Source organism: Nissabacter archeti (assembly GCF_018257325.1).
Lineage (GTDB): Bacteria > Pseudomonadota > Gammaproteobacteria > Enterobacterales > Enterobacteriaceae > Chimaeribacter > Chimaeribacter arupi.
In genome coordinates, this window is sequence record NZ_JAERKB010000011.1 from 84,884 (window position 1) to 111,883 (window position 27,000).

The window sequence follows — 27,000 nt, forward strand, 5'->3', positions numbered from 1 at the left end:
ATGTTGCATGTCGCTATCGTGGGCACCGGGAACATCGCGCACAACCATATCCAAAGTTATCTGCACTTCCCGCAGCGCTGCCGCATCGTGGCGCTGGTGGACATCTACCCGGAAAAGGCGGAGGAGAAGAAACAGCGTTACGGCCTGGCGGACGCCCAGGTGTTCAGCAGCCATCAGGCGATGCTGAGCGCGTGCGGGGAGGTGGATCTGGTGGATGTCTGCACGCCGCCTTACGTCCATGCGCCGATCGCCATCGATGCATTACACGCCGGGAAACATGTGCTGTGTGAAAAGCCGATGGCGGCGTCGCTGGAGGAGTGTGACGCGATGATCGCCGCCCAACAGGCCAGCGGGAAGATACTGTCCGTGATTGCGCAGAACCGCTTTACCGACGCGTTCTGGCGGCTGCACGCGGTGGTGGAATCGGGGCTTGCCGGGAAGATTTGCCATGCGCAGGTCGACTCTTTCTGGTGGCGCGGCCACTGCTATTACGATTTATGGTGGCGCGGCACCTGGGAGAAAGAGGGCGGCGGCTGCACGCTCAACCATGCGGTGCACCACATCGACGCGCTGCAATGGCTGCTGGGCACCCCCTGCGAGGTGGTGGCGATGATGGCGAACGTGGCGCATGACAACGCGGAAGTGGAAGACCTGAGTGCCGCGATTTTCCGCTACCCCAACGGCGCGCTGGCGCAGCTCACCGCCTCGGTGGTGCACCACGGCGAAGACCAGCAGATCGTATTGCAGGGGGAAAAGGCACGCATCTCCGCGCCCTGGGCGGTGTGCGCCCACCGCAGCGCCGACAACGGCTTCCCGCAGCCGGACAATGATGCGGGGCTGGAGGCCCGGCTCGACGCCCTGTACCGGCAACTCCCGCCGCTCGCCTGGACGCTGCACACCGGGCAGATAGACAACCTGCTCACCGCGATTGCCGCCGGCACGCCGCCGCTGGTGGACGGTGAACAGGGCAAACGCGCGCTGGAACTGATCACTGCGTTGTATCAATCCGCCATCACCCGGCGCGTGGTGCGGCTGCCGATCCCGTGTGACGACCCGTTCTACCACACCGGCGGCATCAGCGCCCAGGCACCGCGCTTCTACCAAAAATCCGCCGCTGTGGCCAATTTCACCGAGGCAGGGGCGATTCCGGCAGGTAAAAATCTGGAGAAAGGAGAGAGGCTATGAACTGTTCAGATGGCATGAACTATGCGCCGGTCGGCAAACCGCAACCGGTGGTGAACGCCGGGGAGTTTGTGTTTGCCGCCGCCGCGCTCGACCACGGCCATATCTACGGCATGTGCAACGGCCTGCTGGAGGCGGGGGCAACGCTGAAATGGGTCTACGACCCCGACCCGGCGAAGGTGAAACCGTTCCTGCAACAGTACCCGCAGGTGAGGGTGGCGGCGTCGCTGGCGGAGATCCTGGCAGACAGCGAGGTCAGGCTGGTGGCCGGGGCGGCCGTCCCCAGCCGGCGCTGCGCCCTCGGGCTTGAGGTGATGGCGGCGGGCAAAGACTACTTCACCGACAAGGCGCCGCTCACCACCCTGGAGCAACTCGCGGATGCCCAGGAGAGCGTGGCGAAAACCGGGCGCAAATACGCGGTCTACTACAGCGAGCGGCTGCATGTGGAGAGCGCGGTGTTCGCCGGCCAACTGGTGCAACAGGGCGCGATTGGCCAGGTGGTGCAGACGCTCGGCGTCGGGCCGCACCGCGAAGGGCAGGGCCGCCCCGGCTGGTTCTACGAACGGCGCGATTTCGGCGGCATTTTGTGTGACATCGGCAGCCACCAGATCGAGCAATTCCTCTATTACACCGGCAACCACGACGCCACGGTGGTCGCCAGCCAGGTGCGCAACGTCAGCCACCCGCACTATCCGCACTTTGAGGATTTCGGCGACGCGATGCTGCGCGGCGAAAACGGCGCGACCGGCTATTTCCGCTGCGACTGGTTTACCCCCGACGGGCTGACGACCTGGGGCGACGGGCGGCTGACGCTGCTCGGCACCGAAGGCTATATCGAGATCCGCAAATATATCGATCTCACCCGCGGCGAGCAGGATGTGGTGTATCTGGTGAACCGGACGGGCGAGTTCCGCTACCCGGTGGCCGGGCAGGTCGGCTTTCCCTATTTCGGCGCGCTGATCCTCGACTGCCTGCACCGCACCGAACACGCCATGACCCAGGCGCACGCGTTCAAGGCAGCGGAACTCTGCATAAAAGCGCAGATGCTGGCGAACGCCGCGCGCTGACGCACCAGGAGGCGACATGAACACACTGAATGCCGCGATTGTGGGCGGCGGCGCCATCCACCTTTGCCATGCGCTGGCGCTGCAACAGGTGCCGGGCGCGCACTTGCAGGCGCTGGCGGAGATCGACAGCGACAAAGGGCAGGCGCTTGCCCAGACCTACGGCTGCCGTTTTTACCGGGATTACCACGCCCTGCTGGGGAGTGATGACATCGATGTGGTGCATATCTGCACGCCGCACCACCTGCATAAAACCATGGTGATGGAGGCGCTGGCGGCCGGGAAACATGTGTTTTGCGAAAAGCCGATCGGCCTGGACGGGCGGGAAGCGGCGGACATCGCGGCCGCGGCCGCCCGCGCGCCGGGGCGGCTGGCGGTCTGCTACCAGAACCGGCTTAACCCCACCAGCCGCCAGATCATCAGCGAGCTGGCGGGCGGCACGCTCGGCAAGATGGTCGGCATGAGCGCGGTGCTGACCTGGTCACGCGGCGGCAGTTACTACACCCACAGCCCGTGGCGCGGCCGCTATGCCACCGAAGGCGGCAGCCTGTTGATCAATCAGGCCATCCACACGCTGGATCTGATGCAGTGGTTCGCCGGGGGCGTGGCCCGCGTCAAAGGCGTGGTGGACAGCGGCGAGCTGGCCGGCGTCACCGAAGCGGAAGACAGCGCGATGGCGACGCTGCATTTCCATAACGGCGCGCGCGGCCTGTTCTATGCCAGCAACAGCTACACCACCGACGCCCCGCTGCTGCTGGAGATCCACTGCGAAGCCGGGATGCTGCAACTGCGGGATAACCGGCTGTGGCGGGTCTGCGCAGGGGCGCGCACCCTCTTAATCAGCGACCCTACCCCGGAAAGTGACGCCAAAGCCTATTGGGGCGCGGGCCACCTGGCGGCGATCCGGCAGTTTTACCAGGCGCTTCACCACCCGTCGGCCCCGGCGGACTACACCCCGGTTGAGGAGGCGAAAAAATCACTGGCGATCGTGGAGGCGATATACCGTTCCTCCCAGACCCGGCAATGGGTAACGCCGGGCCGGTAATCTCCGCGCTGTTTTTACCTGACCTGTCATCACGCAATAAGAAAAAGATCACGCACAGCATTCCAGCAGTAAATAAAAAGAGCCGGCGCTTTCCGGTAATACCGATATCTTACAAACTGGACAATTATTATGGTCAAACCTACTGAACGCAGGGTCGGCTATGGCGTGGCGATCGGCTACGGCGTAACAGATCTTTTCGGCGGCGGTGCCTTCGCGATTATCGGCACCTGGTTACTTTTTTTCTACACCAGTTATTGCGGCCTGACGGTACTGGAGGCCGGATCTATTTTTGCCATTGCCCGCGTTATCGACGCGCTATTAAGCCCGATTATGGGTTATGTCACCGATAATTTCGGCAACACCTGGCTTGGCCGTAAATTCGGCCGCCGCCGTTTCTTTTTATTGCTCAGCTCCCCGTTAATGTTTTTATATGCCCTGCTGTGGCTCACCGATATGGGCTATTGGTATTATCTCGGCACCTATCTCTCGATTGAATTATTGTCGGCGATGGTGCTGGTGCCGTGGGAAACGCTGGCGGCAGAGATGACCAACCGCTACGAGGAGCGCAGCCGCCTGTCAGGGGTAAGGATGATCTGCTCGCAACTGGGCGGCTTCCTGGCGGTGTCGGTGCCCGGTGTGATTATGCAGTTTACCGGTAAAGATAATCCCTTTACCTATACCCTGACCGGCCTGATATTTGCCTGCGTCTTTTGTGTCGCGGTATTTATTACCTGGCGCTGCACCTGGGAAGCCAAAGATATTGAACAGGCGGGCGCGTTTAAAGCAGAGGTGAAACGCGGCAGCGGGCTAATAAACCATTTAACCTATCTGGTGCAGGATCTGTTCTCGTCATTCCGTATCCGCGCTTTCCGGCTGCATATTATTATCTATATTTTCTCCTTTACGGCGATGGATGTCTTCGGCGCGGTGTTTACCTATTATGTGGTGTATTGCCTGAACCAGGATACGGTGGCGGTGTCCGGCTGGCTCAGTATTGCGGCTTTTGCCTCAGTGCCCGGCACCTACGGCTTTATGTTGCTGCTGAATAAATGCCGGTTCACGCCCTCTGCCGCGTTACGCCTCTCCTATGGGGTTATTTTCAGCGTGCTGTGTTTCCTGTTTGTGGTCTATTACGGTGAAATACCCGTGCCCGGCCTGCTGTTTTCTGCGGTCTTTGTGTTATTGGGGGCGGCGCGCGCCGGGCTGTATTATATCCCGTGGAATATCTACAGCTTTATTCCCGATATTGACGAGATGGTCACCCAACAGCGCCGTGAGGGGATTTTCGCCGGGGTGATGGTACTGACGCGTAAAAGTACCGTGGCGCTCGCCATTATGATTATCGGGCTGGTGCTGGAGCAGGCCGGGTTTGTGAAAGGCAGCGGCACGCAGCCGGAAGGCGCGTTGCAGGCGATTATCGGGTTGATGATTTTTGCCACCGCTGCGCTGCTGGCCGTGAGTTTCTACACCACCTATCCGTTCAAACTCACGCGGGACACGCACCAGTTGCTGATTAAAGAGATCGCGCGCCGCAAACTGGGCGGCGACTGCCGCGACTGTGATGAGAAGACGCGCGTGGTGATCAAACAGCTTACCGGCTATGAGTACGATGAAGTCTGGGGCGGCGCGGCCACACGCCGCATCGTCGGCACCGTCACGCTCACCAGCGCGAAATAGGGGGCCGCATGTATACACAATGGCCCACTGAACAGGCCCAGGCCTGGCACCGGCAACAGCGCTGGGGGTGCGGGTTTAATTACCTGCCGCGCACCGCGGTCAACTGGCTGGAGATGTGGCAGGAGGAGACGTTCGACCCGGCCACCATTGAACAGGAGCTGCGCTGGGCCGGCCGCTACGGCTACACCCGGTTGCGCACCAACCTGCCGTTTACGGTGTGGCAGCACGACCGCGCCGGGCTGTTGGCGCGCATCGACCGTTTTCTGGCGGTAGCCGACGCCTGCGGTTTCCAGGTGATGCTGACCCTGCTCGACGACTGCGCCTTCTCCGGCGACGAGCCGGTCATCGGGCCGCAGAAAGCGCCGCGGCCGGGGGTACATAACAGCCAGGCCGCCGGCAGCCCCGGCCGGGCAGTGGTGCTGAACCCCGGCCTCTGGCCGCAGATCGAAACCTATGTGCGGGAGGTGGTCGGCCGTTTCCGTGACGACCCGCGCATCGGGGTGTGGGATCTCTATAACGAGCCGGGCAACGGCGGCATTTTCTGCGGCGTTGGCCAGTATGCGGAGTATGACAACCGGCTGGACATCTACGCGCTGTCGCTGATGATCCAGGTGTTCCGCTGGGCGCGGCAGGCTGACCCTTGCCAGCCGCTGACGGTGGCCGCCTGGCATATCCCGGACAGGCACGCGTGCGGGCAGGCGTTCCGGCACCCGATCGACATCGCCGCGCTGCACCTGTCGGATGTGGTCAGCTACCACGCGTATGTGGACACGCCGGGGCAAGTGGCGATTCTGGCGCGGCTGGCCGCATTCCAGCGCCCGGTGCTGTGTACGGAGTGGCTGGCGCGCCACGTCGGCAGTGTGATGGCGGAGCAACTGCCGCTGTTCAGGGCGCAAGGCGTGGCCTGTTACCAGTGGGGGCTGGTGCAGGGCAAAACCCAGACCTGGCTGCCGTGGCCGGGTATTGCGCCGGACGAAGCGACCGCCGCGCTCTGGTTCCATGATGTGCTGACGCCGGACGGCCTGCCGTTCAGCGAACAGGAGATGGCGCTGGTCGCCCGGTTAAGCCAACTGTGAAGGTTTGCGCCGGGCGGGCCCGGCGCAGGGGAAGGGCATCAGTGAATCACTTGAGAGAGGAATTCGCGGGTGCGCGGTGATTGTGGGTTGGAGAAAAATTCCTGTGGGGCGGCCTGTTCGACGATTTCGCCGCGGTCCATAAAGATCACCCGGTCGGCCACGGTGCGGGCAAAGCCCATTTCGTGGGTGACGCAGAGCATGGTCATGCCGTCCTGCGCCAGGCCGATCATGGTGTCCAGCACCTCTTTCACCATCTCCGGGTCAAGCGCGGAGGTCGGTTCGTCAAACAGCATGATTTTCGGCTTCATACAGAGCGAACGGGCGATCGCCACCCGCTGCTGCTGGCCGCCGGAAATCTGGCCGGGGTATTTGTGCGCGTGCTCGGCAATCCGCACCCGTTTCAGGTAATGCATCGCCAGCTCATCCGCCTCTTTTTTCGGCATCTTGCGCACCCAGGTCGGGGCCAGCGTGCAGTTCTGCAACACCGTCAGGTGCGGGAACAGGTTGAAATGCTGGAACACCATGCCGACTTCGGTGCGCACTTTCTCAATGTTGCGCAAGTCGTCATTCAGCTCGATGCCGTCCACCACGATGCGCCCCTGCTGGTGCTCCTCCAGGTGGTTGATGCAGCGGATGGTGGTGGATTTGCCGGAACCTGACGGGCCGCACAGCACAATGCGCTCGCCCTGTTTCACGTTCAGGTTGATGTCTTTAAGCACGTGGAACTGTCCGTACCACTTATTGACTGCTTCCAGCGTAATCATCATTTTTTTATCGTCTGTAACCTGATGGTCGCTCATGGTTTACCTCAGTGGTTGGAACGTCCGGTGTGAAAGCGCCTTTCCAGATGCTGGCTGTAGCGCGACATGCTGAAACAGAAAATCCAGTAGACCAGCGCGGCGAAGACGTAGCCCTCCGTGGACATCCCCAGCCACATCGGGTCTACGGTGGCTTGCTGCACGCTGCTGAACAGGTCAAACAGGCCGATGATGATCACCAGGCTGGTGTCTTTGAACAGCGCGATGATGGTGTTCACCAGGCCGGGGATCACCATCTTCAGCGCCTGCGGCAGGATCACCAGCCCCTGCGTTTTCCAGTAGCCCAGCGCCAGCGACTCCGCCGCCTCGTACTGGCCTTTCGGCAGCGCCTGAAGCCCGCCGCGCACCACTTCCGCCACGTACGCGGACTGGAACAAAATCACCCCGACCAGCGCGCGCAGCAGTTTGTCGATGCTGGTGCCTTCCGGCAGGAACAGCGGCAGCATCACCGAGGACATAAACAGCACGGTGATCAGCGGCACGCCGCGCCAGAACTCAATAAAGCAGATGGAGAGGATGCGCACGACGGGCAGGCGTGAGCGCCGCCCCAGCGCCAGCAGGATGCCGAGCGGCAATGCCCCGGCGATGCCGATGGAGGCGATGATCAGCGTCAGCGTCAGGCCGCCCCACTGGCGGGTTTCAACCCGCGGCAGGCCAAGGAAGCCGCCATACAGCAGCCACCAGGTCAGCAGCGGGTAGGCCACCGCCCAGCAGGCGATGTAACGCCCACGGCGCGGCATCCCGCGCCAGAACATCAGCGCGATGGAGATCAGGCCAATCACCAACGCCAGGTTGATGCGCCAGCGCTGGTCAGCGGGGTAGAGGCCATACATAAACTGGCCGAAACGGGCGTGGATAAACACCCAGCAGGCGCCGTCTTTGGTGCAGTCCGCGCGGGTGGTGCCTATCCAGTTCGCCTGAAACACCGCCCAGTTCAGCAGCGGCGGGATAATCAGCCACAGCAGCCAGAGGCAGAACAGCGTCAGCAGGGTGTTAAAGACGCTGGAAAACAGGTTGCGGCGCGCCCAGAGCACGGCCCGGCCGACCGGGCCGGAAGGCGGCACCGCGCTGCGTGATGGCGGGGGTAACGTCATGGTCATGGAAGCCTCTTAGCGCTCGACCAGCGCAATGCGCCGGTTGTAGACGTTCATCAAAAACGAGATCAGCAGGCTGATAATCAGGTACACCGACATGGTCATGGCGATGGTTTCAATCGCCTGGCCGGTCTGGTTGAGCACCGTCCCGGCAAACAGCGACACCATGTCCGGGTAGCCGATGGCCGCCGCCAGCGAGGAGTTTTTCACCACGTTGAGGTACTGGCTGGTGAGCGGCGGGATGATCACCCGCAGCGCCTGCGGCAACACCACCTGGCGCAGCGTCACCGGGTTCGGCAGGCCAAGTGAGCGCGCCGCCTCGTGCTGGCCGGACGGCACCGACTGGATGCCGGAGCGGATCACCTCCGCGATAAACGCCGAGGTATAGACCGAGAGCGCGACAGTGAGCGCCGCCAGTTCCGGGATCAGCACCATACCGCCGCGGAAGTTGAAGCCGCGCAGCGCCGGTAAGTCCCAGTGCAGCGCCGCGCCGAACAGCATGTGCGCCAGCAGCGGCAACCCCACGATCAGCAGCAGCGCCCAGGGCCAGATGCGCCACACCCGGCCGGTGTGGATCTGACGGAAGCGGTTGTAACGGGCGAGGGCGGCAATCGCGGCGACAGCCAGCAGCAGCGCGACCACGGCGGCCAGCGCGCCTTCCCCTAATTGGGGCGACGGCAGATAGAGGCCGCGGTTGCTCATAAAGATCACGCCGAAGGCATCGAGGCTCTGGCGCGGGCCGGGCAGGTTGCGCAACACCGCGAAGTACCAGAAGAAGATTTGCAGCAACGGCGGGATGTTGCGGAAGGTTTCGACGTAAATCGTCGAGAGCTTGCGGATCAGCCAGTTGTCCGAGAGCCGCCCGAGGCCGACCACAAAGCCGAGCAGCGAGGCAAACACAATACAGAGCACCGACACCAGCAGCGTGTTCAGCAGGCCGACCACAAACAGGCGGCCGTAGGTGTCGCCCTGCTCATAGTCAATCAGGTGTTGGATCACGCCGAACCCGGCGCTGTTATTCAGGAAGGCAAACCCGGAGGTAATGCCGCGGGTGGAGAGGTTAACCACCGTGTTGTGCAGGAGAAAGCCGCCACAGGCGAGCAGCAAAGCCACCGCGATAAGTTGGTAAATCCAGGCGCGAACCGCGGGGTTGGTCAGCGAAAAGCTGCCTTTTCCGGTTGGGCGTTGCGACATAACAGGAACCTCAGAACAGGGGCAACACGGCAACGGGCCGTGTTGTCATCACACCGTGACGCAATAGCGGGAGGGCACCCCCGGCGTGCTGCCGGGGGCGCACCGGGTTTAACGTACTGTCGGGGCGTACTGGATGCCGCCCTGGTTCCAGAGGGCGTTCAGGCCGCGTTTGATTTTCAGCTCGCTGCCCATACCAACGTTGCGCTCAAACACTTCGCCATAGTTGCCGACCTGCTTGACGATTTTTACCGCCCAGTCGTTCGGCAGTTTCAGGTCTTTGCCGTAGTTGCCTTCTTTGCCGAGCAGGTGCGCCATGTCCGGGGTTTTCGGGTTGGCGGCCAGTTGGTCAACGTTGGCGGAGGTCACGCCCATCTCTTCGGCGTTCAGCATCGCGAACAGCGTCCAGCGCACGATCGCCAGCCAGTCTTCATCACCGCGGCGCACGACCGGCCCCAGCGGCTCTTTGGAGATCACTTCCGGCAGCACGATGAAGTCATTCGGGTTGCCGAGCTTGATGCGCAAGGCATAGAGCTGGGACTGGTCAGAGGCCAGGGTGTCGCAACGGCCGGAGTCGAGCGCCTTGGCGCTTTCGTCGGAGCGGTCAAAGGTGACCGGCGTGAACTGCATCTTGTTGGCTTTGAAGAAGTCCGCCACGTTCAGCTCGGTGTCGGTGCCGGCCTGCAGGCAGACGGTGGCCCCATCCAGCTCTTTGGCGCTTTTCAGCCCCGCTTTCTGGTGGGTCAAAAAGCCGATGCCGTCGTAGTAGTTCACCCCGGCGAAGATCATGCCCATGCCGCCGTCACGTGAAGACGTCCAGGTGGTGTTGCGTGACAGGATGTCCACTTCGCCGGATTGCAGCGCGGTGAAGCGCTCTTTGGCGGTCAGCGGGGTGTATTTCACTTTGTTGGCATCACCGAATACCGCCGCGGCCACGCCCCGGCAGAGGTCAACGTCCAGCCCGGAGAATTTGCCGCTGGAATCGGCATAGGAGAAGCCCGGCAGGCCGTCACTGATCCCGCACTGGATAAAGCCTTTTTTTTGCACCGCGTCGAGCGTGGCGCCTGCGTGTGCCTGGTTTGCTGCGGCAAGAAAGGAGGCGGCAGCAAGTAATGTCGAAAGCATCATCTTCTTCATAAAGCATCCTGTGAGGCGGAAACGGTGGGTTTTCATTATCGGCACACCCTGGTGCACCCTTTCTGTTCGTGGGCGATGGCCCTGGAAAGGTATTAGCAAAGGCAGTGCCAACTTTGAAAAGGCTTAAGAATCAAAGGGGCGAATGAAGGAAACAGAAACATTTACCTGCATTATGAAACCTATAGCACCAAAAGAGTGCAGGTGCGCTGTTTTTGCCGCCTGTTGGCGCAAAAAGATGCACTTTGTGTACTGGCTCACAACATTTAAGATAAAGTCATTATAAATCAGTGAGTTGTTTATTCAGGTTATCCGGCTCAGGACACAGGGAATGCTTCGTAAGCCAATGGTTTTATGCGTGATTATATGGCTTAGAAGCAAAAGGCAGGGCAAGGACGGTGAAAAAAGGGATTGGGCAGAGCTGGGGGAGGGAAAGGGCAAAAAAATCCCGGCCTGAGGGCCGGGAGCGCGGCGGGCATCAGTAGAGCGACGGCGTACCGGCAGGGCGCGTTTTGAAGCGGCGGTGCAGCCACATGTACTGGTCGGGCGCGCGCATGATTTCACGCTCCACGATACGGTTCATGTAGGCGGCGGCAGCCATTTCGTCATCCAGCGGGTAATCCTGCAACGCCGGTTGGATCAGCAATTCATAGCCGCGGCCATCTTCCCGGCGCACCAGCACCACCGGCACCAGCGCCGGTTTGGCCAGCCGCGCCAGCATAAAGGTGCCGCTGGTGGTGGCCGCCTGGTCTACCGCAAACAGCGGGGCAAACACGCTGCCGCGCGGGCCGTAGTCTTGATCCGGGGCGAACCATACCGCTTCACCGCGTTTCAGCGCCTGCACCATGCCGCGCAGGTCTTTGCGGTCCAGCATCGCTTTGTTGGAGCGCATCCGGCCCCAGGTCTGGGCGACTTCCATCGCTTTGTTATTGTGCGGGCGGTACATCGCCATCATCGGCTGGCAGAGGCCCATCGCCCGGCCACCGAGCTCCAGCGACATAAAGTGGATGCCGATCACCAGCACGCCGCGGTTGTCCTGCTGCGCCATCTTCAGGTTATGCAGGCCGTTGACGTCAAACCAGCGTTTGACGCGGCGATCTGACCAGAACCAGGCCATGCCGGTTTCAATCAGCCCCATGCCGAGGGACTCAAAATTGCTCACGACTTTGCGCTCCAGCAGGCAGGGGTCCATGCCGGGGAAACAGAGCTCGAGGTTGCGGCGGGTAATCGAGACACGGCGCTTCATAAAGCGCATCGAGGTGCGGCCCATCCAGACACCCAGGCGGTAGAGCACCGGGTAGGGGAGTTGCACCAGCAGGAACAGCACGCCCAGCCCAAACCAGGTAAACCAGTAGCGGGGATGCAGCAAGGCGCGGGTAAATTTTTGCGGTTTAATCATCAGGAACTCATATAGGCATTCAAGGGGGGCGTAACGCCTATAGAGCAAGGTCTCATCAGCGGTACGGGGGTGTAGACACTGCGGGAGGGGGATCGTTTAGAAAAAAGCCCAACTGCACACAATCTTTACACAAAAGCGGAGATCGCGAGGTAAACCGGGACAGGAGTGTTTAGCGAGCGAGGCGACTTTCGGCGCGCAGTATATCACGCCATTTTGTAAAGATATCAGGGGTGGGCTGAATAAAACACGGGCGGGCGTCACGCCGCAAAAGCAGGAAAAAAGGCGATAAAAAAGGCGTTAATCCATGCCGATTAACGCCTTAGTCAACAGACAGTTAGCTGACCGGAATCAGTTCATGCCGTATTTTTTCAATTTTTTACGCAGCGTACCACGGTTGATACCCATCATCAGGGCAGCACGGGTCTGGTTGCCACGGGTGTATTGCATCACCATGTCCAACAGTGGCTGTTCAACTTCAGCCAATACCAGCTCATACAGGTCATTTACGTCCTGACCGTTCAGTTGAGCAAAATAGTTCTTCAGTGCTTGTTTAACCGAGTCACGCAGGGGCTTTTGGGTCACCTGGTCCTGAGAATTTACGGTAGAAACGGTCAGTACGTCAGAATTCACGCGTTGTTCGAACATAGTTCTGTCAGCTCTTTTTTTACGCTAAGATTTTCGAAATATGCTTCCAACGCCTCCAGCTGTTCGCTGGCATCCTCTATAGCGTTGAAGGAGCGCCGAAACTGGTCATTTGGGGCATTTTCCTGGATATACCAGGATACGTGCTTACGAGCGATGCGGAATCCCTTGCCTGGACCATAAAAGCCGTGCAATTCCCGTACATGCTCAATCAACAAGCGCTTCACCTCACCGAGTGGCATGGGTGGAAGCAGCTCCCCTGTGTCCAGATAATGCTGGATTTCCCGGAAGATCCAGGGTCTCCCCTGAGCTGCGCGGCCTATCATCAGGGCATCAGCCCCCGTATAGTCGAGCACAGCCCTGGCTTTATGCGGGTCAGTAATGTCGCCATTCGCGATAACCGGAATGGAAACAGTCTGCTTAACTGTCCGAATGCTGTCGTACTCCGCGTTGCCGTTAAACAGGCAGGCACGGGTTCGGCCATGAATGGTCAGGGCCTGAATACCACAATCTTCAGCCAGTTGGGCAATTTCTACACAGTTACGATGTTCTGGTGCCCAACCAGTGCGAATTTTCAGCGTCACCGGCACGTCTACCGCGTTAACCACGGCCTGAAGGATCTGTTTGACCAGATCGGGGTACTGCAATAATGCAGAGCCTGCCAGTTTGCGGTTCACTTTCTTGGCCGGGCAACCCATATTGATATCGATGATTTGGGCACCATTTGCCACGTTGATTCTGGCGGCCGCCGCCATATCCTCCGGGTCGCAGCCGGCAATCTGCACGGCCCGGATCCCGGGTTCATCTTCATGCACCATGCGCAGGCGCGATTTATCCGTCCGCCACACTTCCGGGTTGGAAGAGAGCATTTCAGAAACCGCCATCCCCGCTCCCATCGCGTGACATAACGCACGAAACGGTCGGTCAGTGACACCGGCCATCGGGGCGGCAATCAGGCAATTAGTAAGTTGGTGGTGTCCAATGCGCATAGACAAAATTTTGACCATACTGTGTCCGCAAGGGCGCGTATATTACGCATTTTTACAGCGATATGAAAGGCCAAACTTTGAACAATTGGCACGGCATGACGTGAAAAAGGTGACGGCCGTCACTTTTTCCTAAAAATTAGGTATATATAACAGCATCTTATCTTTTTATGGTTAACAATTGACCAGAAAAATAATCCCAATAACACAGCATTTTATCTGCAAAAGCAGCAGAAACCGTCGCTATTGTAGGCGGCTGACGCCAGGTTATCAGGAGATTACTTTGGTGATTGGTTAAATAACAACCAGTAAGGGGAAAGGCGGGGAACAGCAAAACGTGCGGTTTTCCGGCCTGCAATCACACAGGCCGGAAGAATGCAGGCTTATTGCACCACGACCCGGCCGTGCAGCGGCTGCACCGGGCGGTTATTGGCATGGTGCATCAACTGGGTGAATTGCGTCAGTTGCGCCTGGGAAAGCGTCAGCGGTTTTTTCATCACCAGCCAGCGGACACCTTCGGTGCACGGCGGGGTGGTCAGGGAACCGGAGAAGCGGTAGTGGGTCAGGGACGCAGGCAGCAGGGCGTTGAGGTCCACTTTCTGGCTCAGGGTCACCGGCTTACCCACCTCTTTCGGCAGGTTCTGCCACAGCGCCGTCAGCGCCGGGTTCGCGGCACCGGATTTAAACATCACGGCCACCACGGCCACTTCACCGCTCGCATCCGCATGCACCAGGTGCATCTCCATCGGGAAGGACTGGCCCTTGATGGTGTTTTCACTCGGCGCATGGAAGTGGAACTGTTGCAGCGTGAAGGTTTCGCCATCCAGCGTCAGGGTGTTGCCCGGCGGCACGTTGACCTGCACAGTGTGGCCGTTGTTGACGATGCTGTTCGGCGCAAGGCTGTATTTTACCTTCAGCGGGCGCGGGTGAGCAGTCAGCGCGTCATGGATGTCAATCGGGGACTGATTGCGGCCAATTTCACACAGGTGGAAATCGGTGGAGAGCGCCCCCCAGTGGGCAGGCGCGCCTTCGCCCTCATAGCCCCAGTGCGGGTGCGCTTCAGCAGGGGCGGTTGTGGGGTGATCAACGGCATGATCGGCGGCATAAGCAGGCAGGCCCGCCAGCAAGGCGGCGGCCAAAAACAGGCTACGTTTCATCTCTTTCTCTTAAGCAAATTGGGTATCGGAAAGTGGCATGACCGGCCAGGAATTATCGGCAGGGTACGGCGCGCAGAGTACGCCTGCTTTTTGCAAGGGAAAGGGCAAATCGTGGCATTTTGGCCACCCGGAGGTGGCCGATTGTGCTGTTTAAAGAATAAGCAGCGAAAAGATTACGCCTTTATTAACAGGATGTTAACGGCGTACACCGGTAATGCGGCACCACTCCTCTTTCTCCGCCACCGGATCGAGGTCGAACAGATCGCGGTAGGCTTCAGAGACGCTTTCCGCCTGCGTCGCCAGCACACCGGAAAGGCCGAGGTGGCCGCCGGTTTTCGGCAGGCAGCCGATAAGCGGTGCCAGCTCACGCAGCGGCCCGGCGAGAATATTCGCCACCACCACATCGGCGCTGAGGTCAGCGGGCTGGTCTTGCGGCAGGAACAGCTCCAGGCGCTCAGAAACGCCGTTGCGCTGGGCGTTGTCCCGGCTGGCCTGAATCGCCTGCGGATCGATGTCGATGCCGATGGCGCGCGCTGCGCCGAGTTTCAGCGCCGCAATCGCCAGAATGCCGGAGCCGCAACCGAAGTCGATCACCGTCTTGCCCGCGAGATCCAGCCCGTCGAGCCACTGGAGGCAGAGCGCGGTGGTCGGGTGGGTGCCGGTACCGAACGCCAGGCCCGGATCGAGCATCACGTTGACGGCGTCCGGGTCCGGCACGTCGCGCCAGCTCGGGCAGATCCAGAGGCGTTCGCCGAAACGCATCGGGTGGAAGTTGTCCATCCACTCGCGCTCCCAGTCTTTGTCTTCCAGCTGTTCGATGCGGTGGGCAAAGCCCGCGCCCAGCAGCGGCGAGTGTTCCAGGATAGCGACCACGGCTTTCATGTCGGTTTCCGCGTCATACAAGCCGATGACGTCGGTATCGCCCCACAGGCGGGTTTCGCCCGGCAGCGGCTCAAACACCGGCGTGTCGTGGGTGTCCTGGAAGGTCACGGAGACCGCACCGCTCTCGATCAGGGCATCGCCCAGGCTCTCCGCATCACTGCCGCGGGTGTTAATTTTCAGTTGAATCCAAGGCATGGCACATCTCTTTTATAATTGTGGCCCGGTCACCGGCAGCGCGCTGACCGCGGCCTTACCGAACCGGTTACCGATAGTAAACGCTAGCAGGCTGAGCAGCAGCGACGGAATAATGGGGTGCAAACCGGCGATATGCAGATCGACGCCGGCCAGCAGCGTATAGCTGATTGCCCCGGTTAACATTGAGCTTAGCGCACCGGTGGCGTTGGCCCGCTCCCAGTAGAGGCCGAGCACCAGCGGCCAGAGGAACACCGCCTCCAGCCCGCCGAAGGCCAGCAGGTTGAGCCAGATGATCATCTGCGGCGGGTGCCAGGCGGCCAACAACACCAGCAGGCCGAGCACCAAGGTGGCGAGGCTGGTCATGCGCGTCAGGCGCTTTTCATTCTCCAGCGCTTCCGGCCGGGCGTTCAGGTAGAGATCTTTGACGATGGTCGCGGAAGACTGCAACAACTGCGCATTGATGGTGGACATGATCGCCGCCATCGGCGCGGCCAGGAAGATCCCGGCGGCAAACGGCGGCAGCACCGCGATCATCAGCGTCGGGATCACCTGGTCCGGGATCGTCAAATCCGGCAGGATCGCCCGACCCAGTGCGCCTGCCAGGTGCATCCCCAGCATCAGCACCGCCACCACAATGGTGCCGAGCACAATGCCGCGATGCACCGCTTTGCTGTCACGGTAGGCGATGCAGCGCACCGCGGTGTGCGGCAGGCCAATCACGCCGAAGCAGACCAGCACCCAGAAAGAGGCCATAAACGGCAGGCTGAGAATATCCTCCCCGCCCTGCGGCGACACCAGCTTCGGGTCAATCTGCTGGAGTTTGCCGACCGCGGCGTGCAGCCCGCCGGCGGCGTGGATCACCGCCACCAGCAGCAGCACGGTGCCGAGCAGCATCACCAGCCCCTGCATCGCATCGTTCAGCACGCTGGCGCGGAAGCCGCCGAAGGCGGTGTAGAGCGCGATGCTGATGCCGAAAATCAGCAGCCCGGTGTCATAGGGGATGCCGGCAGCGGTTTCCAGCAGGCGCGCGCCGCCGATGAACTGCACCGTCATCGCACCGAGGAACGCCACCAGCAAACTGAAACTGGCGAGCCATACCAGCAGGCGGCTCTGGTAGCGGGCGTAGAGCATGTCATTGAGCGTCACCGCGTTATAGCGGCGCGCCAGGATGGCGAACTTCTTGCCGAGCACCCCCAGCGACAGCCAGACCGCCGGCAGCTGGATCATCGACAGCAGTACCCAGCCGAGGCCATATTTGTACGCCGCGCCGGGGCCGCCGATAAAGGAGCTGGCGCTGATGTAGGTGGCGGTCAGGGTCATTGCCAGCACGAAGCCGCCCATCGAACGGTTGCCGAGGAAGTAGTCGTTAAGGAAATTGCCTTGCTGGCGGCGGCGGTATGCCACCACCGACAGGCCGAACACCAGCAGCAGGTAGCCCAGGAGCGGCAGCAGCACATCAGTTTGCATGGTCGTGCTCCTCCAGCGGCATCTCGCGGAACACCACGCGCACCATCAGCCAGCAAAGCAGAATAAACAGCAGCGGCACCAGCAGGCAGGCCATCTCAAACCAGTGGGGCAACCCGGTGAAGCCCTGCGCGCTGTCCGGCAGGTAGGCCGCCAGCACCCAGGCCAGCAGGTAAGCGACGGTCAGGCCCACGGCCCAGCGTGCTTCCCGGTGCGCCTGAATAAATCGCGTATCCATAGCGTTTCCAAATGGGTAAAGAGGGGGATTGTACGGATTGTGCGGGGCTTGCCCAAAGATTTTCTGCGGCACCCGGTGTGGATGCCGCAGGGAAGGGAGATTACTGCGTAATGTCGAGCTGGACAGTGGCGTTGGCGCTGAGGCCGTTTTTATGCCAGTCCGTGACAATCAGCGGCAACTGGCCGGTGTAGTGGCCTGCCGGCAGGCCGGCGTTATCTTCCTGATAATAGTTGACCATCAGGGTCGCGTAGTCTGCCCCATCGCAGGAGGCGGCCGAGTTCATGCTCAGCACCGGGCAGCCGCCCATGCGGCGTTCTGCACGCAGCGTCACGGTGAACGGCCGCTGGTGGGCATCCACCACCCGCGCCTTCAGCAAGGTCGGGCCGGGTTGAGACCAGACCAACGTTTTCGGGCCGATCTGATCCGAGTGGGTGACGATGCCCATCGAGGTCATGTCCTGGACGACCGGCAGCGTCAGGATCGCATTGCTGCGTACGTTACCGTTATGGCGCAGGGTAGCCTGATAAGAGGCGACCGGCTGTTTCGGGCTGGGCAGTGTCATCGCGGCAATCTCATCCCGCGCGGAGGCGGTGTAAGCCAGGCCCCAGCGATCAAAGAAGTCGCGCAGGTCATACCCTGAGAGTTTACTGGCCTGGACAACAAACCAATCTTTCTTCTTCTGGTCGGTGTTAATCAGCGCCCGGTTTTTGTTGTAGCTGAACTCTTCACGCATGGCACGGTTCAGCGCCGGGTACATGTCCGGGTAGCTGGTGATAAGCTGCATAAACATGCCCAGCTGTTTGAACACATTGGTTTCCGCATCAAAATTGTGGGTCTGGCCGGATTGCAGGAAGTGGCCGACCGCCTGCTGATCCCAGGCCATGTTGTTCGCTGACAGATTGCCGTGGCATTTTTTCGGGTCCACATTGCCTAACTGGGAATAGCAGGCCGCCAGTGAGTAGATGTTCACAACCACTTCCCGCAGGCCATCTTTCCACCACAGCACCCGGTTCTGGTGCAGGTGGCCATACTCATGCCAGTGGCCCCAGGACGCGTTAGTGGGGATAGCGTTTTTGAACCCAATCGACAGCATCCCGTCCCAGTTGCCGGCGGCACAACAGGCGTTATAGGTGGCGGTAAAGGTGCCGCGGTTAGGCTGATGCAGGGAAGAGGAGCCATTCATCCCGTTCAGTGTGTCGTAAACCGTGCTCCGCACCAGCGCCTGATTCATGGCGTGCAGCATATCGGTATTGGTTGATTCCCTGGCTTTCGCATTATTGATGTAGTAATTGCTGCGGCCATCAAACATGAGAATGTTGCCGGAAGGGGTGGTTTGCTGACTGATTGACGCCCACTGGCTGCGCGGCTGCTGGCCCAGAATAAACAGCGGATGCTCAACACCGCCGGCAATAATCCGCATCGTCACCCTCTTGTCGATGCTGTTCAGCGTTTCGGTGCTGTCGATACAGCCGAGGGCGATCACCCCCTCATGTTTTACCGGGTAATGGAACAGCCCCTGGGCAGGGAGTTTAACCACATCCAGGGTGCCGGGGCGGGCTTTCATGGTTTCCGTGGTTTTATTGGCGGCGTAACAGGTGACTTTATCCGGGATCTGCCCGACCTCAATCAGCACCGTTTCCCCAGCGCGGGCATAGGTGCGCGTCAGGAAATAGTTATCGCGTTCCCAGGTGGACTGCCGGGCCGCACCGCCGCCGTTTTCGGTTACCGGAATGGCGTAGCGTTGCTTATCCGCCGGGTAAATTGACATTGTGCGCTTGAGCCAGAACAGCGGGTCATTCACCTGCCCGGAACGGGCGGCGAACGTGTTGGGGTCCCGGTTTAACTGCTCAAGGGTGAGGCCCAGTTCGGATAAGGCATCCTGAAAACCGGGCCGGTGCGCGTAGTCATTCCACCAGGTGTCATAACTTACTACGCTTTCCGTGATGTCAAAGTGTGCATCGCTACCGTCGGTATGGATTTCGTTCATGTCATCGGGGGTGTAAGCGGCCAATGCCGCTGCGGTATTCAGCGCGAGGGCTAATCCCAGCGCTATTTTGCTAAATGAATGTCCTTTCATTTATTTATCCTGATGTGAATAGACGCCAACGAATTAATCGCTGTCTGCGTTTTATGGGGTTATAAAGTTTTAGCGAGGGGCGGAGTGTATTCCGGCACCCGGCAGTATATCAGGGTGCCTCTCTTTTTCGGGGTGAACACGCGGTGCATTTCCTGCGTTTTTTCATCCATTATTATTTTTTCAGTTATTTATTCCGGGTTAAAAACAGACGGATTGCTTTAGGACGGTATTTTCCTATCAATTATAGCGGGTTGGGGGCGGAGGTTGTCACATCAGGGCGGCAGGCGTTACCCGGCAGCCATGATTTTTATGGGAACAGATGCGGGTTGATTTATTATCAGGTGATGGGGGAATCCTGACCACTCAATAATGGTGCAAATATAATAAGTAAAAATAATAGTGCCTGTATTAATCCGGTATCATTTCCATTGAAATAAATATTATTACCTTGCTATGCCTTGCGGCGGATCAGGATAATAACGGCGCCCGGAAAGGACGCCGCAGGAAGGGATTACTTACTGATGGACAGCGGAATATTCACATTGGCCGTCCAGGCCGGATTTCCCCAGGCAGTGGCGATCAGCGGCAGTGTGCCGTGATAGTCACCGGCCGGCAGATGGGGGTTATCTTCCGGGTGGTAACTCACGCTGAGGTGGATGCCGGCATCTGAGGAGCCGCAGACTGCCGCCGTGTTAACCGCATGGCCTGAACAACCGCCCATAGCCCTTTTGCCGCGCAGCGTCACGGTAAAGGCCCGGTTCTGCACATCCACCACCTGGGTGTGCAGCCTGCTTTCGTTCTCACCAGACCAGATCAGCGCGCGCGGGCCGACTTTCTCTGAGTTAGCCACAAAGCCGATGCCTTTTCTGTCGGTATTATTCTCTATTTTGAGTTTAGCCGTGGTCGGCGTGCTGCCGGTATGGGCCAGCGTGGCTTCATAGGTGGCGACCGGCTGGGCCGGTTGCGGCAGCTTCAGCGCGGCGATCTGCTCACCCGCGGCGGCGCTGTAAGGCAGCGTCCACAAGTCGAAGAACGCACGCAGGTCGTGGCCGCTGAAACGGCTGGCATTCGTCACAAACCAGTCGATTTTTTCCTGTTTGTCATTGATCAGGGCTTTGTCTTTGTCATAGCTGAAACTCTCCCGGTAGGCTTTACCCAATTGCGGGTACATCTCCGGGTAGCTGGTCATCAACTCGGCAAACATCGTGGCGCGGCGGAATTGATCGGGTTCTGTCTCAAAATTCCAGGACTGGCCCGATTTAAGCAGTGACCCGACTGCCTGCTGATCCCAGCTGAAGCCTGTCAGGCCTTTACTGCTGCTGCATTCTTTAACGTCTACGTTACCCAACTGCCGGTAGCAGGCCGCCAGGGAATAGAGGTTAACGGTGATTTCCGTCATCCCGCTCCATGACCAGCCCATCTGGTAGTGGTGGCCATACTCATGCCATTCGCCCCAACTGCTTTCAGCCGGGATGGTGGCCTTAAACCCGATGGCGGTTAACCCATGCCCGCCATTGGCCCAGCAACAGGCGTTATAGGAGGCATAGAACAAGCCGCGGCTGGGCTGGTGAAGCGCGGAGGCGCCATCCAGGCCATTGAGCTTGTCAAAAGTAAGGGTTCTAAGCAGGTGCTCGTGCATGGTGTGCAGAATATCCGTCCCGGATGAGGCAGCCGCCAGCTTATTATTGGCGATGTAGCGGGTGCGGCCGTCAAAGAAGATGGTTTGCCCGGAAGGCGTGGGCTGGGTACTGAACGCTGCCCATTCGTGCTGTGTATGTTGCCCGAAAATAAATAAAGGCTGCGCGGCTCCGCCGGACAGGATCTTCATGGTCACGTTTTGGTCCACATGCGCCATCGACTGGTTATCACGCTCCTGGCAGGATAAAACGATCAAGCCATCCTGCAACACCTTATAGTGATTGATGCGGTTAGCTTCCAGCGGTTGGACATCAGCTGGCCCGGTTATCTTGCTAAAGTTGATGGCCGCGTCATTCGCGGCGTAACATGCCACACCCTCCGGAATATTGCCGGTCTCAATGGCAATGGTGTCGTTTTGACGCCCGTAAGTACGGGTCAGGAAATACGTGTTTCGCCCATGGCCTGTGGTTCTGCCGCTCATTTTCTCAGTGACCGGGATATGGTACTGGTTCTGTTGTGCAGGATAAATCTCCAGGGTGCGTTTCAGCCAGAATAACGGGTCGTTCGGGTTTTTCGCACGGGCGTCCATCTCCTGATAATTGGCCGTCATCTGATCGATGGTTAAGCCCAGCTGTGCAATGGCCTCTTTAAACCCGCCGGAGTACTGATAGTTCCACCACCAGGTATCAAGAATTAACTCCCCATTTTTCTGATCCATATCGGCATCATTAATAACCGGCACCGGGCCGAAATTGATAATTGAACCTGACGTGTTACCGTGATAGGTGATGTTTTCTGGCGCGGCTGATGCCGCCCCTGAGCTGAGTATTAAGGCGACAGCCAGGGTGAGCCGGTTAATTTTATAACCTTTCATTCATTATTCCTTAATATAAACATCCAGTGCTGTGTTCAAAAAAGAGGGTAACCGTGTACAGGCGTGTCTTATTAAAATAAGAATTAGAAAAAGCGTGCGACAGGTAAAAATCACGGCGGAGCATCCTAACATACACGCGGCGTAATGCAGTAGGTGCGGTGAGGTAAATGAAAATACGGAGCGGAATATATTGATGGTAATAATAATGCCTGCATTACACAGGCATTATATTAATGGGAAAGAGAAGATTGTCCGACTATTCCATTGCGTGCCTTGCTGCACCCATTTCAGGTGCAGCAGATGGGATAATTACTTCGTAATCGTCAGCGGGAAATTCACGTTAGCTGTCCAGCTCGGGTCGTGCCAGCCCGCGGCGATCAGCGGCAGGGTGCCGTGGTAATCACCGGCCGGCAGGTCAGGGTTATCTTCCGGGCGGTAAATCACGCTGAGGTGGATATCCGAGCCTAAACCACAGGTGACGGCGCTGTTGATGGTGTGATACGCACAGCCCCCGGTTAATTTTTTGCCGCGCAGCGCGATCGTAAACGGCCGGTTTTGCGTATCTACCACTTGCGTATGCAGCGTCGTCTCGCCGTTTGCGACCCAGACGAGTTTTTGTGGGCCAGTCTTCGCGCTATTCGTTAGCAACCCGATGCCGTGTGCCTGATTGTCGTTGTCAATTTGCAAGGAGACGGTCGTCGGTGAGTTGCCGCTGTGAACCAGCGGTTTTTCATAGGTCGTGGTCGGCTGGGTCGGGGCCGGCAGTTTCATCGCGGTAATCTGCTCGCCTGCGGCAGCGCTGTAACCCAGGCCCCAGCGGGTGAAGAACTCACGCAGATCGCGGCCGCTCTGGCGGCTGGCGTTCGTCACAAACCAGTCGATTTTTTCCTGGGTGGTATCCAGCGCCGCTTTGTTTCCACCCCGGTTGTAGGCTTCACGGTAGGCTTTGCCCAGTGCCGGGTACAGATCCGGCCAGGTGGTCATCAGTTGCCCGAACATGGTGAGCCGGCGGAACACGTTAGGCTCGGTATCAAAATGCCAGCGTTGGCCGGATTTCAGGAAGCTGCCCACGGCTTGCTGGTCCCAGGTGAAGCCCTGCAACTCAAGGTTGGGGTGGCACTGTTTGGTCTCCACATGGCCAAGTTGTGTATAGCAGGCCGCCAGCGAATAGAGGTTTACCGTGACCTCACTCTGCCCGCCCCATGACCAGCCCATCTGGTATTGGTGGCCATACTCATGCCAGGCGCCCCAGCCGTGCGTCGTCGGCACAGTGCCTTCAAACCCAATCGCCAGTTTCCCGCTGCCGCTGCTGGCATAACAGCACGCATCATAACTGGCCATAAACAGTGAACGCACCGGCTGGTGCAGGGCCGAGGAACCGTCCAGGCCATTCAGCTTGTCGTAGCTGATGCTGCGCAGCAGGTTTTCACGCATCGTTTGCATGATGTTGGTCGTGGCAGAGGCGCGCAGTTTTTTCTGGCTGGCAGCGTAGCGGGTACGGCCATCAAAGAAGACGCCATAGCCGGTCGGGGTCACCTGTTGGGTGAAGTCTGCCCATTCACGCTGGCTATTGATGCCGAACAGGAACAGCGGATGGCGTTGCGAGCCGCCGCTGAGGATCTGCATCGGGACAGCGGTGTCCATTGTGCTCATATCTTTGTTGTAGTCCGGGCAGCCCAACATCAGGATGCCGTCATGCGGCAGCACGTAGGTGTTGATGCTGTCAGAGGCCAACGCTTTTACCCCATCCGGCCCGTCAAAGCCGCCCATGTTGCCCTGCATGGCCGCATAACAGGCGATACCCGCTGGGATTTTTGCGGTTTTGATGGTGATGCGCTCACCGGCTTTGCCATATTCTCGCGTCAGGAAATAAGGGTTGCGGTTCCATTGTGTCGTCCGGTCACGCATCACGCCGTTTTCTTCGGTAACCGGAATCGCATACTGATCCTGTTGTGCAGGATAGGTTTCCAGGGTGCGTTTCAGCCAGAATAACGGGTCATTAGGATTTTTAGCCCGCGCTTCCATGACCTCATAATTCTCATTCATCTGCTCAATGGTTAAACCAAATTGCGCGATGGCCTCTTTAAATCCTTCGGAAGACTGCTGGTTTGCCCACCAGGTATCCATTAAAAACAGACGGCCTGCGGAGGAGGAATCGCTATCCGCCGCGGTGGGGGCAGGCAGGACAGAAGGCGTAGGGTGATTTGATGCTGCCAATGCCGCACCTGCGCTAAGCATTACTGCCAGGCCGAGCGCGGCCTGATGCATTTTATCTCGTTTCATTTATTACTCCTTAATATAAATATCCGTCAATGTATTGAGATCTTGAATCAATGTTATGCAGGTGCGTTTTATTAAAATAATGGCCGGGAGGGGGTAATGCGATGCACGGTGAATGACTGCCCGGCATATTACCATAAGTGCTGAGTGAGTTATTAGAACCCTTAATAGAGGTGTGAATATTTTATGTGTGGAACGATAGGCGTATTTAATAATACCTGTATTAAACAGGCATTATAGTAATAAGTTGGAATATTATTATTAATGCAAAAGTTAAGGTGAGGGAATAATAACGTCACGGATGAGGGAAAAGGGCGTAAGGAAAAAGAGAGGAGATACATATAATAACGCCCGCATCAGCGGGCGTTAGGGCAGGGCGTCAGGTGATTACTTTTCCTGTAAACCCAGTTTCTTTTCCAGATAGTGGATGTTGGTGCCACCGTGCTGGAAGTTTTCATCAGCCATGATGCGCTGTTGCAGGTCAACGTTGGTTTTGATGCCGTCGATGATAAGCTCCGCCAACGCATTTTTCATGCGGGCGATCGCCACGTCACGGTTTTCACCGTACGTGATGAGTTTGCCGATCATGGAATCGTAATACGGCGGGACAGTGTACCCGGCGTAAATGTGCGATTCCCAACGTACGCCAAAGCCACCCGGCGCGTGGAAGCGCGTGATTTTACCTGGGCTCGGCAGGAAGGTGTTCGGGTCTTCCGCATTGATACGGCACTCGACCGCATGGCCCTGGATACGCACTTCGTCCTGGGTGATGGAGAGCGGCTGACCGGCAGCGATGCGCAGCTGCTCTTTGATCAGGTCCACACCGGTGATCATTTCAGTGACCGGGTGCTCTACCTGAATACGGGTGTTCATTTCGATGAAATAGAACTCGCCGTTTTCATACAGGAACTCGAACGTACCTGCACCGCGGTAGCCGATGTCCACACAGGCTTTGGCGCAGCGCTCGCCGATGTAACGGCGCATTTCGCTGGTGATGCCCGGTGCCGGTGCCTCTTCCACCACTTTCTGGTGGCGGCGCTGCATGGAGCAGTCACGCTCTGCCAGATAGATGGCGTTGCCCTGGCCGTCTGCCAACACCTGAATTTCGATGTGGCGCGGGTTTTCCAGGTATTTTTCCATGTAAACCATGTCGTTGTTGAAAGCCGCTTTGGCTTCCGCACGCGTCATGTTAATGGATTCTTCCAGATCTTTGTCGCTGCGCACAACGCGCATACCACGACCGCCGCCGCCGCCGGAGGCTTTGATTATCACCGGGTAGCCGATGCGTTTCGCGAAGGCACGGTTTTTTTCCATGTCATCGGTCAGCGAACCGTCAGACCCCGGTACGGTCGGGACGCCGGCTTTCTTCATCGCGTTGATGGCAGAAACTTTGTCGCCCATCAGGCGGATGGTTTCTGCTTTCGGGCCGATGAAGATAAAGCCGGAGCGCTCAACCTGCTCAGCAAAGTCAGCGTTTTCGGACAGGAAGCCATACCCAGGGTGAATCGCAACCGCGCCGGTAATTTCAGCAGCAGCAATGATGGCCGGGATATTCAGATAGCTTTTTACAGAAGGTGCCGGGCCGATACAGACGGTTTCGTCTGCCAGCAGCACATGTTTTAAATCGCGATCCGCGGTGGAGTGAACCGCTACGGTTTTGATGCCCAGTTCTTTACAGGCACGCAGAATACGCAGGGCGATCTCACCACGGTTGGCGATGACGATTTTATCTACCATGAGACGCCTCGTTATTCGATGACGACCAGTGGCTCGTCAAATTCAACCGGTTGACCGCTTTCTACCAGAATGGCTTTCACCACACCCGATTTATCAGCTTCGATTTGGTTCATCATCTTCATGGCTTCAACGATACACAGGGTATCGCCCGCATTCACTTTCTGGCCCACTTCGATGAACGGCTTGGCGTCCGGGCTAGGGGTGCGGTAGAAGGTGCCGACCATCGGTGAACGAACGATGTGGCCACTGATGGCAGCCGCAGCAGCCGGAGCGGCTTCCACGGTGGCAGCCGGGGCAACGGCAGCGGCCAGGGCCGGCTGTGGTTGCTGCATCGGCATGGCGTACGCCTGCTGCATCATTGGGTAGTTCGGCACTGCCGGGGCACGACTGATACGAACTGATTCTTCACCTTCAGAAATTTCCAGTTCAGCGATGCCGGATTCTTCAACCAGTTCGATCAGTTTCTTGATTTTACGAATATCCATGAGTGTGATTCCGTACTCTTTTTGCTTGATTTAATTGGATTGTGACAAGCGGCGCGCCGCTGCCTGTAATGCAAAGGTATAACCGTCAGCCCCCAGTCCGCAGATGACGCCGACGGCAATATCAGAAAGATAGGAGTGGTGGCGGAACGGCTCCCTGGCGTGCACATTGGAGAGGTGGATCTCGATAAACGGGATCGCCACCCCCAACAGGGCATCGCGCAGGGCCACGCTGGTGTGCGTGAACGCCGCCGGGTTAATCAGGATAAAATCCGTGTTGCCACGCGCCTGATGGATGCGATCAATCAGGGCATGTTCCGCATTGGATTGCAGGTGACTCAGGGCAAGGCCCAATTCACTGGCCTGGGTTTCCAGACGGCTGACAATCTCCGGCAACGTCGTGTGCCCATACTTCTCCGGCTCGCGTGAACCCAGCAGGTTCAGGTTGGGGCCATTGAGAAGCAAGATATGAAACTTGTCTGCCATCGTGCGCCTATCTCCGTCAATTTGACCTGTATTGTAGAAAATAACCCGATGTCATCGTTTTGTCACCTTTTTAGCGGCCAATCGCCTGCGCAGTAACCGCTAAAGTGGGGCATTATAATGATATCGTGGCAAATCGCAGCTAAATACTGGTCTTATCAGCGAAGATAATCAACCCTTTATCG

General features: G+C 58.6%; 22 protein-coding genes. 5 read left to right on the top strand and 17 right to left on the bottom strand.

What is annotated here, in order from left to right; translation table 11 throughout:
• From JK232_RS16125 to JK232_RS16145, 5 genes are all read left to right on the top strand, one after another.
• A complete protein-coding gene (locus JK232_RS16125) occupies nucleotides 1-1,185 on the top strand; it encodes a Gfo/Idh/MocA family protein (protein ID WP_212589405.1) in 1,185 nt (394 codons plus the stop codon).
• Nucleotides 1,182-2,249: a Gfo/Idh/MocA family protein gene (locus JK232_RS16130; RefSeq protein ID WP_212589406.1), complete on the top strand. Its 1,068-nt coding sequence runs from the start codon at nucleotides 1,182-1,184 to the stop codon at nucleotides 2,247-2,249. The genes JK232_RS16125 and JK232_RS16130 overlap by 4 nt, the downstream gene beginning before the upstream one ends.
• Before the next feature lie 16 nt (nucleotides 2,250-2,265).
• Nucleotides 2,266-3,291 (top strand): Gfo/Idh/MocA family protein, encoded by a 1,026-nt coding sequence (locus tag JK232_RS16135; protein WP_101829009.1) that lies wholly within the window; start codon nucleotides 2,266-2,268, stop codon nucleotides 3,289-3,291.
• Nucleotides 3,292-3,420: 129 nt separating this feature from the next.
• Nucleotides 3,421-4,968 carry an MFS transporter gene (locus JK232_RS16140; RefSeq protein ID WP_101829008.1) on the top strand — a complete coding sequence of 516 codons (1,548 nt, stop codon included), beginning with the start codon at nucleotides 3,421-3,423 and terminating at the stop codon, nucleotides 4,966-4,968.
• A gap of 8 nt (nucleotides 4,969-4,976) precedes the next feature.
• Nucleotides 4,977-6,044 carry a glycoside hydrolase 5 family protein gene (locus JK232_RS16145; protein ID WP_101829007.1) on the top strand — a complete coding sequence of 356 codons (1,068 nt, stop codon included), beginning with the start codon at nucleotides 4,977-4,979 and terminating at the stop codon, nucleotides 6,042-6,044.
• A 38-nt stretch (nucleotides 6,045-6,082) separates the two neighbouring features.
• Here the strand turns inward: JK232_RS16145 and JK232_RS16150 are convergent, their stop codons facing one another.
• The 17 genes from JK232_RS16150 to aroQ form a co-directional block, all read right to left on the bottom strand.
• On the bottom strand, nucleotides 6,083-6,844 hold the full coding sequence (locus JK232_RS16150) for an amino acid ABC transporter ATP-binding protein (RefSeq protein WP_072933374.1): 762 nt from the start codon (nucleotides 6,842-6,844) through the stop codon (nucleotides 6,083-6,085).
• 8 nt (nucleotides 6,845-6,852) lie between these two features.
• Nucleotides 6,853-7,962: an amino acid ABC transporter permease gene (locus JK232_RS16155; protein ID WP_072933376.1), complete on the bottom strand. Its 1,110-nt coding sequence runs from the start codon at nucleotides 7,960-7,962 to the stop codon at nucleotides 6,853-6,855.
• Between the two features lie 9 nt (nucleotides 7,963-7,971).
• Entirely contained in the window at nucleotides 7,972-9,150 is a 1,179-nt protein-coding gene (locus JK232_RS16160) for an amino acid ABC transporter permease (protein WP_212589407.1), read from the bottom strand.
• 108 nt (nucleotides 9,151-9,258) lie between these two features.
• Complete coding sequence (locus tag JK232_RS16165) at nucleotides 9,259-10,284, bottom strand: amino acid ABC transporter substrate-binding protein (RefSeq protein WP_072933380.1); 1,026 nt, start codon at nucleotides 10,282-10,284, stop codon at nucleotides 9,259-9,261.
• Between the two features lie 475 nt (nucleotides 10,285-10,759).
• Nucleotides 10,760-11,680, bottom strand: coding sequence for a kdo(2)-lipid IV(A) palmitoleoyltransferase (lpxP, locus tag JK232_RS16170; protein ID WP_072933383.1), 921 nt, complete (start codon nucleotides 11,678-11,680; stop codon nucleotides 10,760-10,762).
• A 348-nt stretch (nucleotides 11,681-12,028) separates the two neighbouring features.
• The gene (gene fis / locus JK232_RS16175; RefSeq protein ID WP_000462905.1) at nucleotides 12,029-12,325 is read right to left on the bottom strand and encodes a DNA-binding transcriptional regulator Fis; all 297 of its coding nucleotides are present in this window, start codon (nucleotides 12,323-12,325) and stop codon (nucleotides 12,029-12,031) included.
• Complete coding sequence (gene dusB, locus JK232_RS16180) at nucleotides 12,307-13,311, bottom strand: tRNA dihydrouridine synthase DusB (protein WP_072933409.1); 1,005 nt, start codon at nucleotides 13,309-13,311, stop codon at nucleotides 12,307-12,309. Before dusB ends, fis begins: the two co-directional genes overlap by 19 nt.
• A gap of 380 nt (nucleotides 13,312-13,691) precedes the next feature.
• Complete coding sequence (locus JK232_RS16185) at nucleotides 13,692-14,465, bottom strand: carbonic anhydrase (protein ID WP_101829004.1); 774 nt, start codon at nucleotides 14,463-14,465, stop codon at nucleotides 13,692-13,694.
• 195 nt (nucleotides 14,466-14,660) lie between these two features.
• Nucleotides 14,661-15,542: a 50S ribosomal protein L11 methyltransferase gene (prmA, locus tag JK232_RS16190; RefSeq protein ID WP_072933386.1), complete on the bottom strand. Its 882-nt coding sequence runs from the start codon at nucleotides 15,540-15,542 to the stop codon at nucleotides 14,661-14,663.
• 12 nt (nucleotides 15,543-15,554) lie between these two features.
• A complete protein-coding gene (panF, locus tag JK232_RS16195) occupies nucleotides 15,555-17,009 on the bottom strand; it encodes a sodium/pantothenate symporter (protein ID WP_212589408.1) in 1,455 nt (484 codons plus the stop codon).
• Nucleotides 16,999-17,244 (bottom strand): YhdT family protein, encoded by a 246-nt coding sequence (locus JK232_RS16200; protein ID WP_072933390.1) that lies wholly within the window; start codon nucleotides 17,242-17,244, stop codon nucleotides 16,999-17,001. Before JK232_RS16200 ends, panF begins: the two co-directional genes overlap by 11 nt.
• Before the next feature lie 100 nt (nucleotides 17,245-17,344).
• On the bottom strand, nucleotides 17,345-19,321 hold the full coding sequence (locus tag JK232_RS16205; RefSeq protein WP_212589409.1) for a M60 family metallopeptidase: 1,977 nt from the start codon (nucleotides 19,319-19,321) through the stop codon (nucleotides 17,345-17,347).
• A gap of 511 nt (nucleotides 19,322-19,832) precedes the next feature.
• Complete coding sequence (locus JK232_RS16210) at nucleotides 19,833-21,833, bottom strand: M60 family metallopeptidase (protein WP_212589410.1); 2,001 nt, start codon at nucleotides 21,831-21,833, stop codon at nucleotides 19,833-19,835.
• A 309-nt stretch (nucleotides 21,834-22,142) separates the two neighbouring features.
• The gene (locus tag JK232_RS16215; RefSeq protein WP_212589411.1) at nucleotides 22,143-24,116 is read right to left on the bottom strand and encodes a M60 family metallopeptidase; all 1,974 of its coding nucleotides are present in this window, start codon (nucleotides 24,114-24,116) and stop codon (nucleotides 22,143-22,145) included.
• 384 nt (nucleotides 24,117-24,500) lie between these two features.
• On the bottom strand, nucleotides 24,501-25,850 hold the full coding sequence (gene accC, locus JK232_RS16220; RefSeq protein ID WP_072933397.1) for an acetyl-CoA carboxylase biotin carboxylase subunit: 1,350 nt from the start codon (nucleotides 25,848-25,850) through the stop codon (nucleotides 24,501-24,503).
• 11 nt (nucleotides 25,851-25,861) lie between these two features.
• Entirely contained in the window at nucleotides 25,862-26,335 is a 474-nt protein-coding gene (gene accB, locus JK232_RS16225) for an acetyl-CoA carboxylase biotin carboxyl carrier protein (protein WP_072933399.1), read from the bottom strand.
• A gap of 30 nt (nucleotides 26,336-26,365) precedes the next feature.
• The gene (aroQ, locus tag JK232_RS16230; protein ID WP_072933401.1) at nucleotides 26,366-26,818 is read right to left on the bottom strand and encodes a type II 3-dehydroquinate dehydratase; all 453 of its coding nucleotides are present in this window, start codon (nucleotides 26,816-26,818) and stop codon (nucleotides 26,366-26,368) included.
• Nucleotides 26,819-27,000 lie beyond the last annotated feature (182 nt).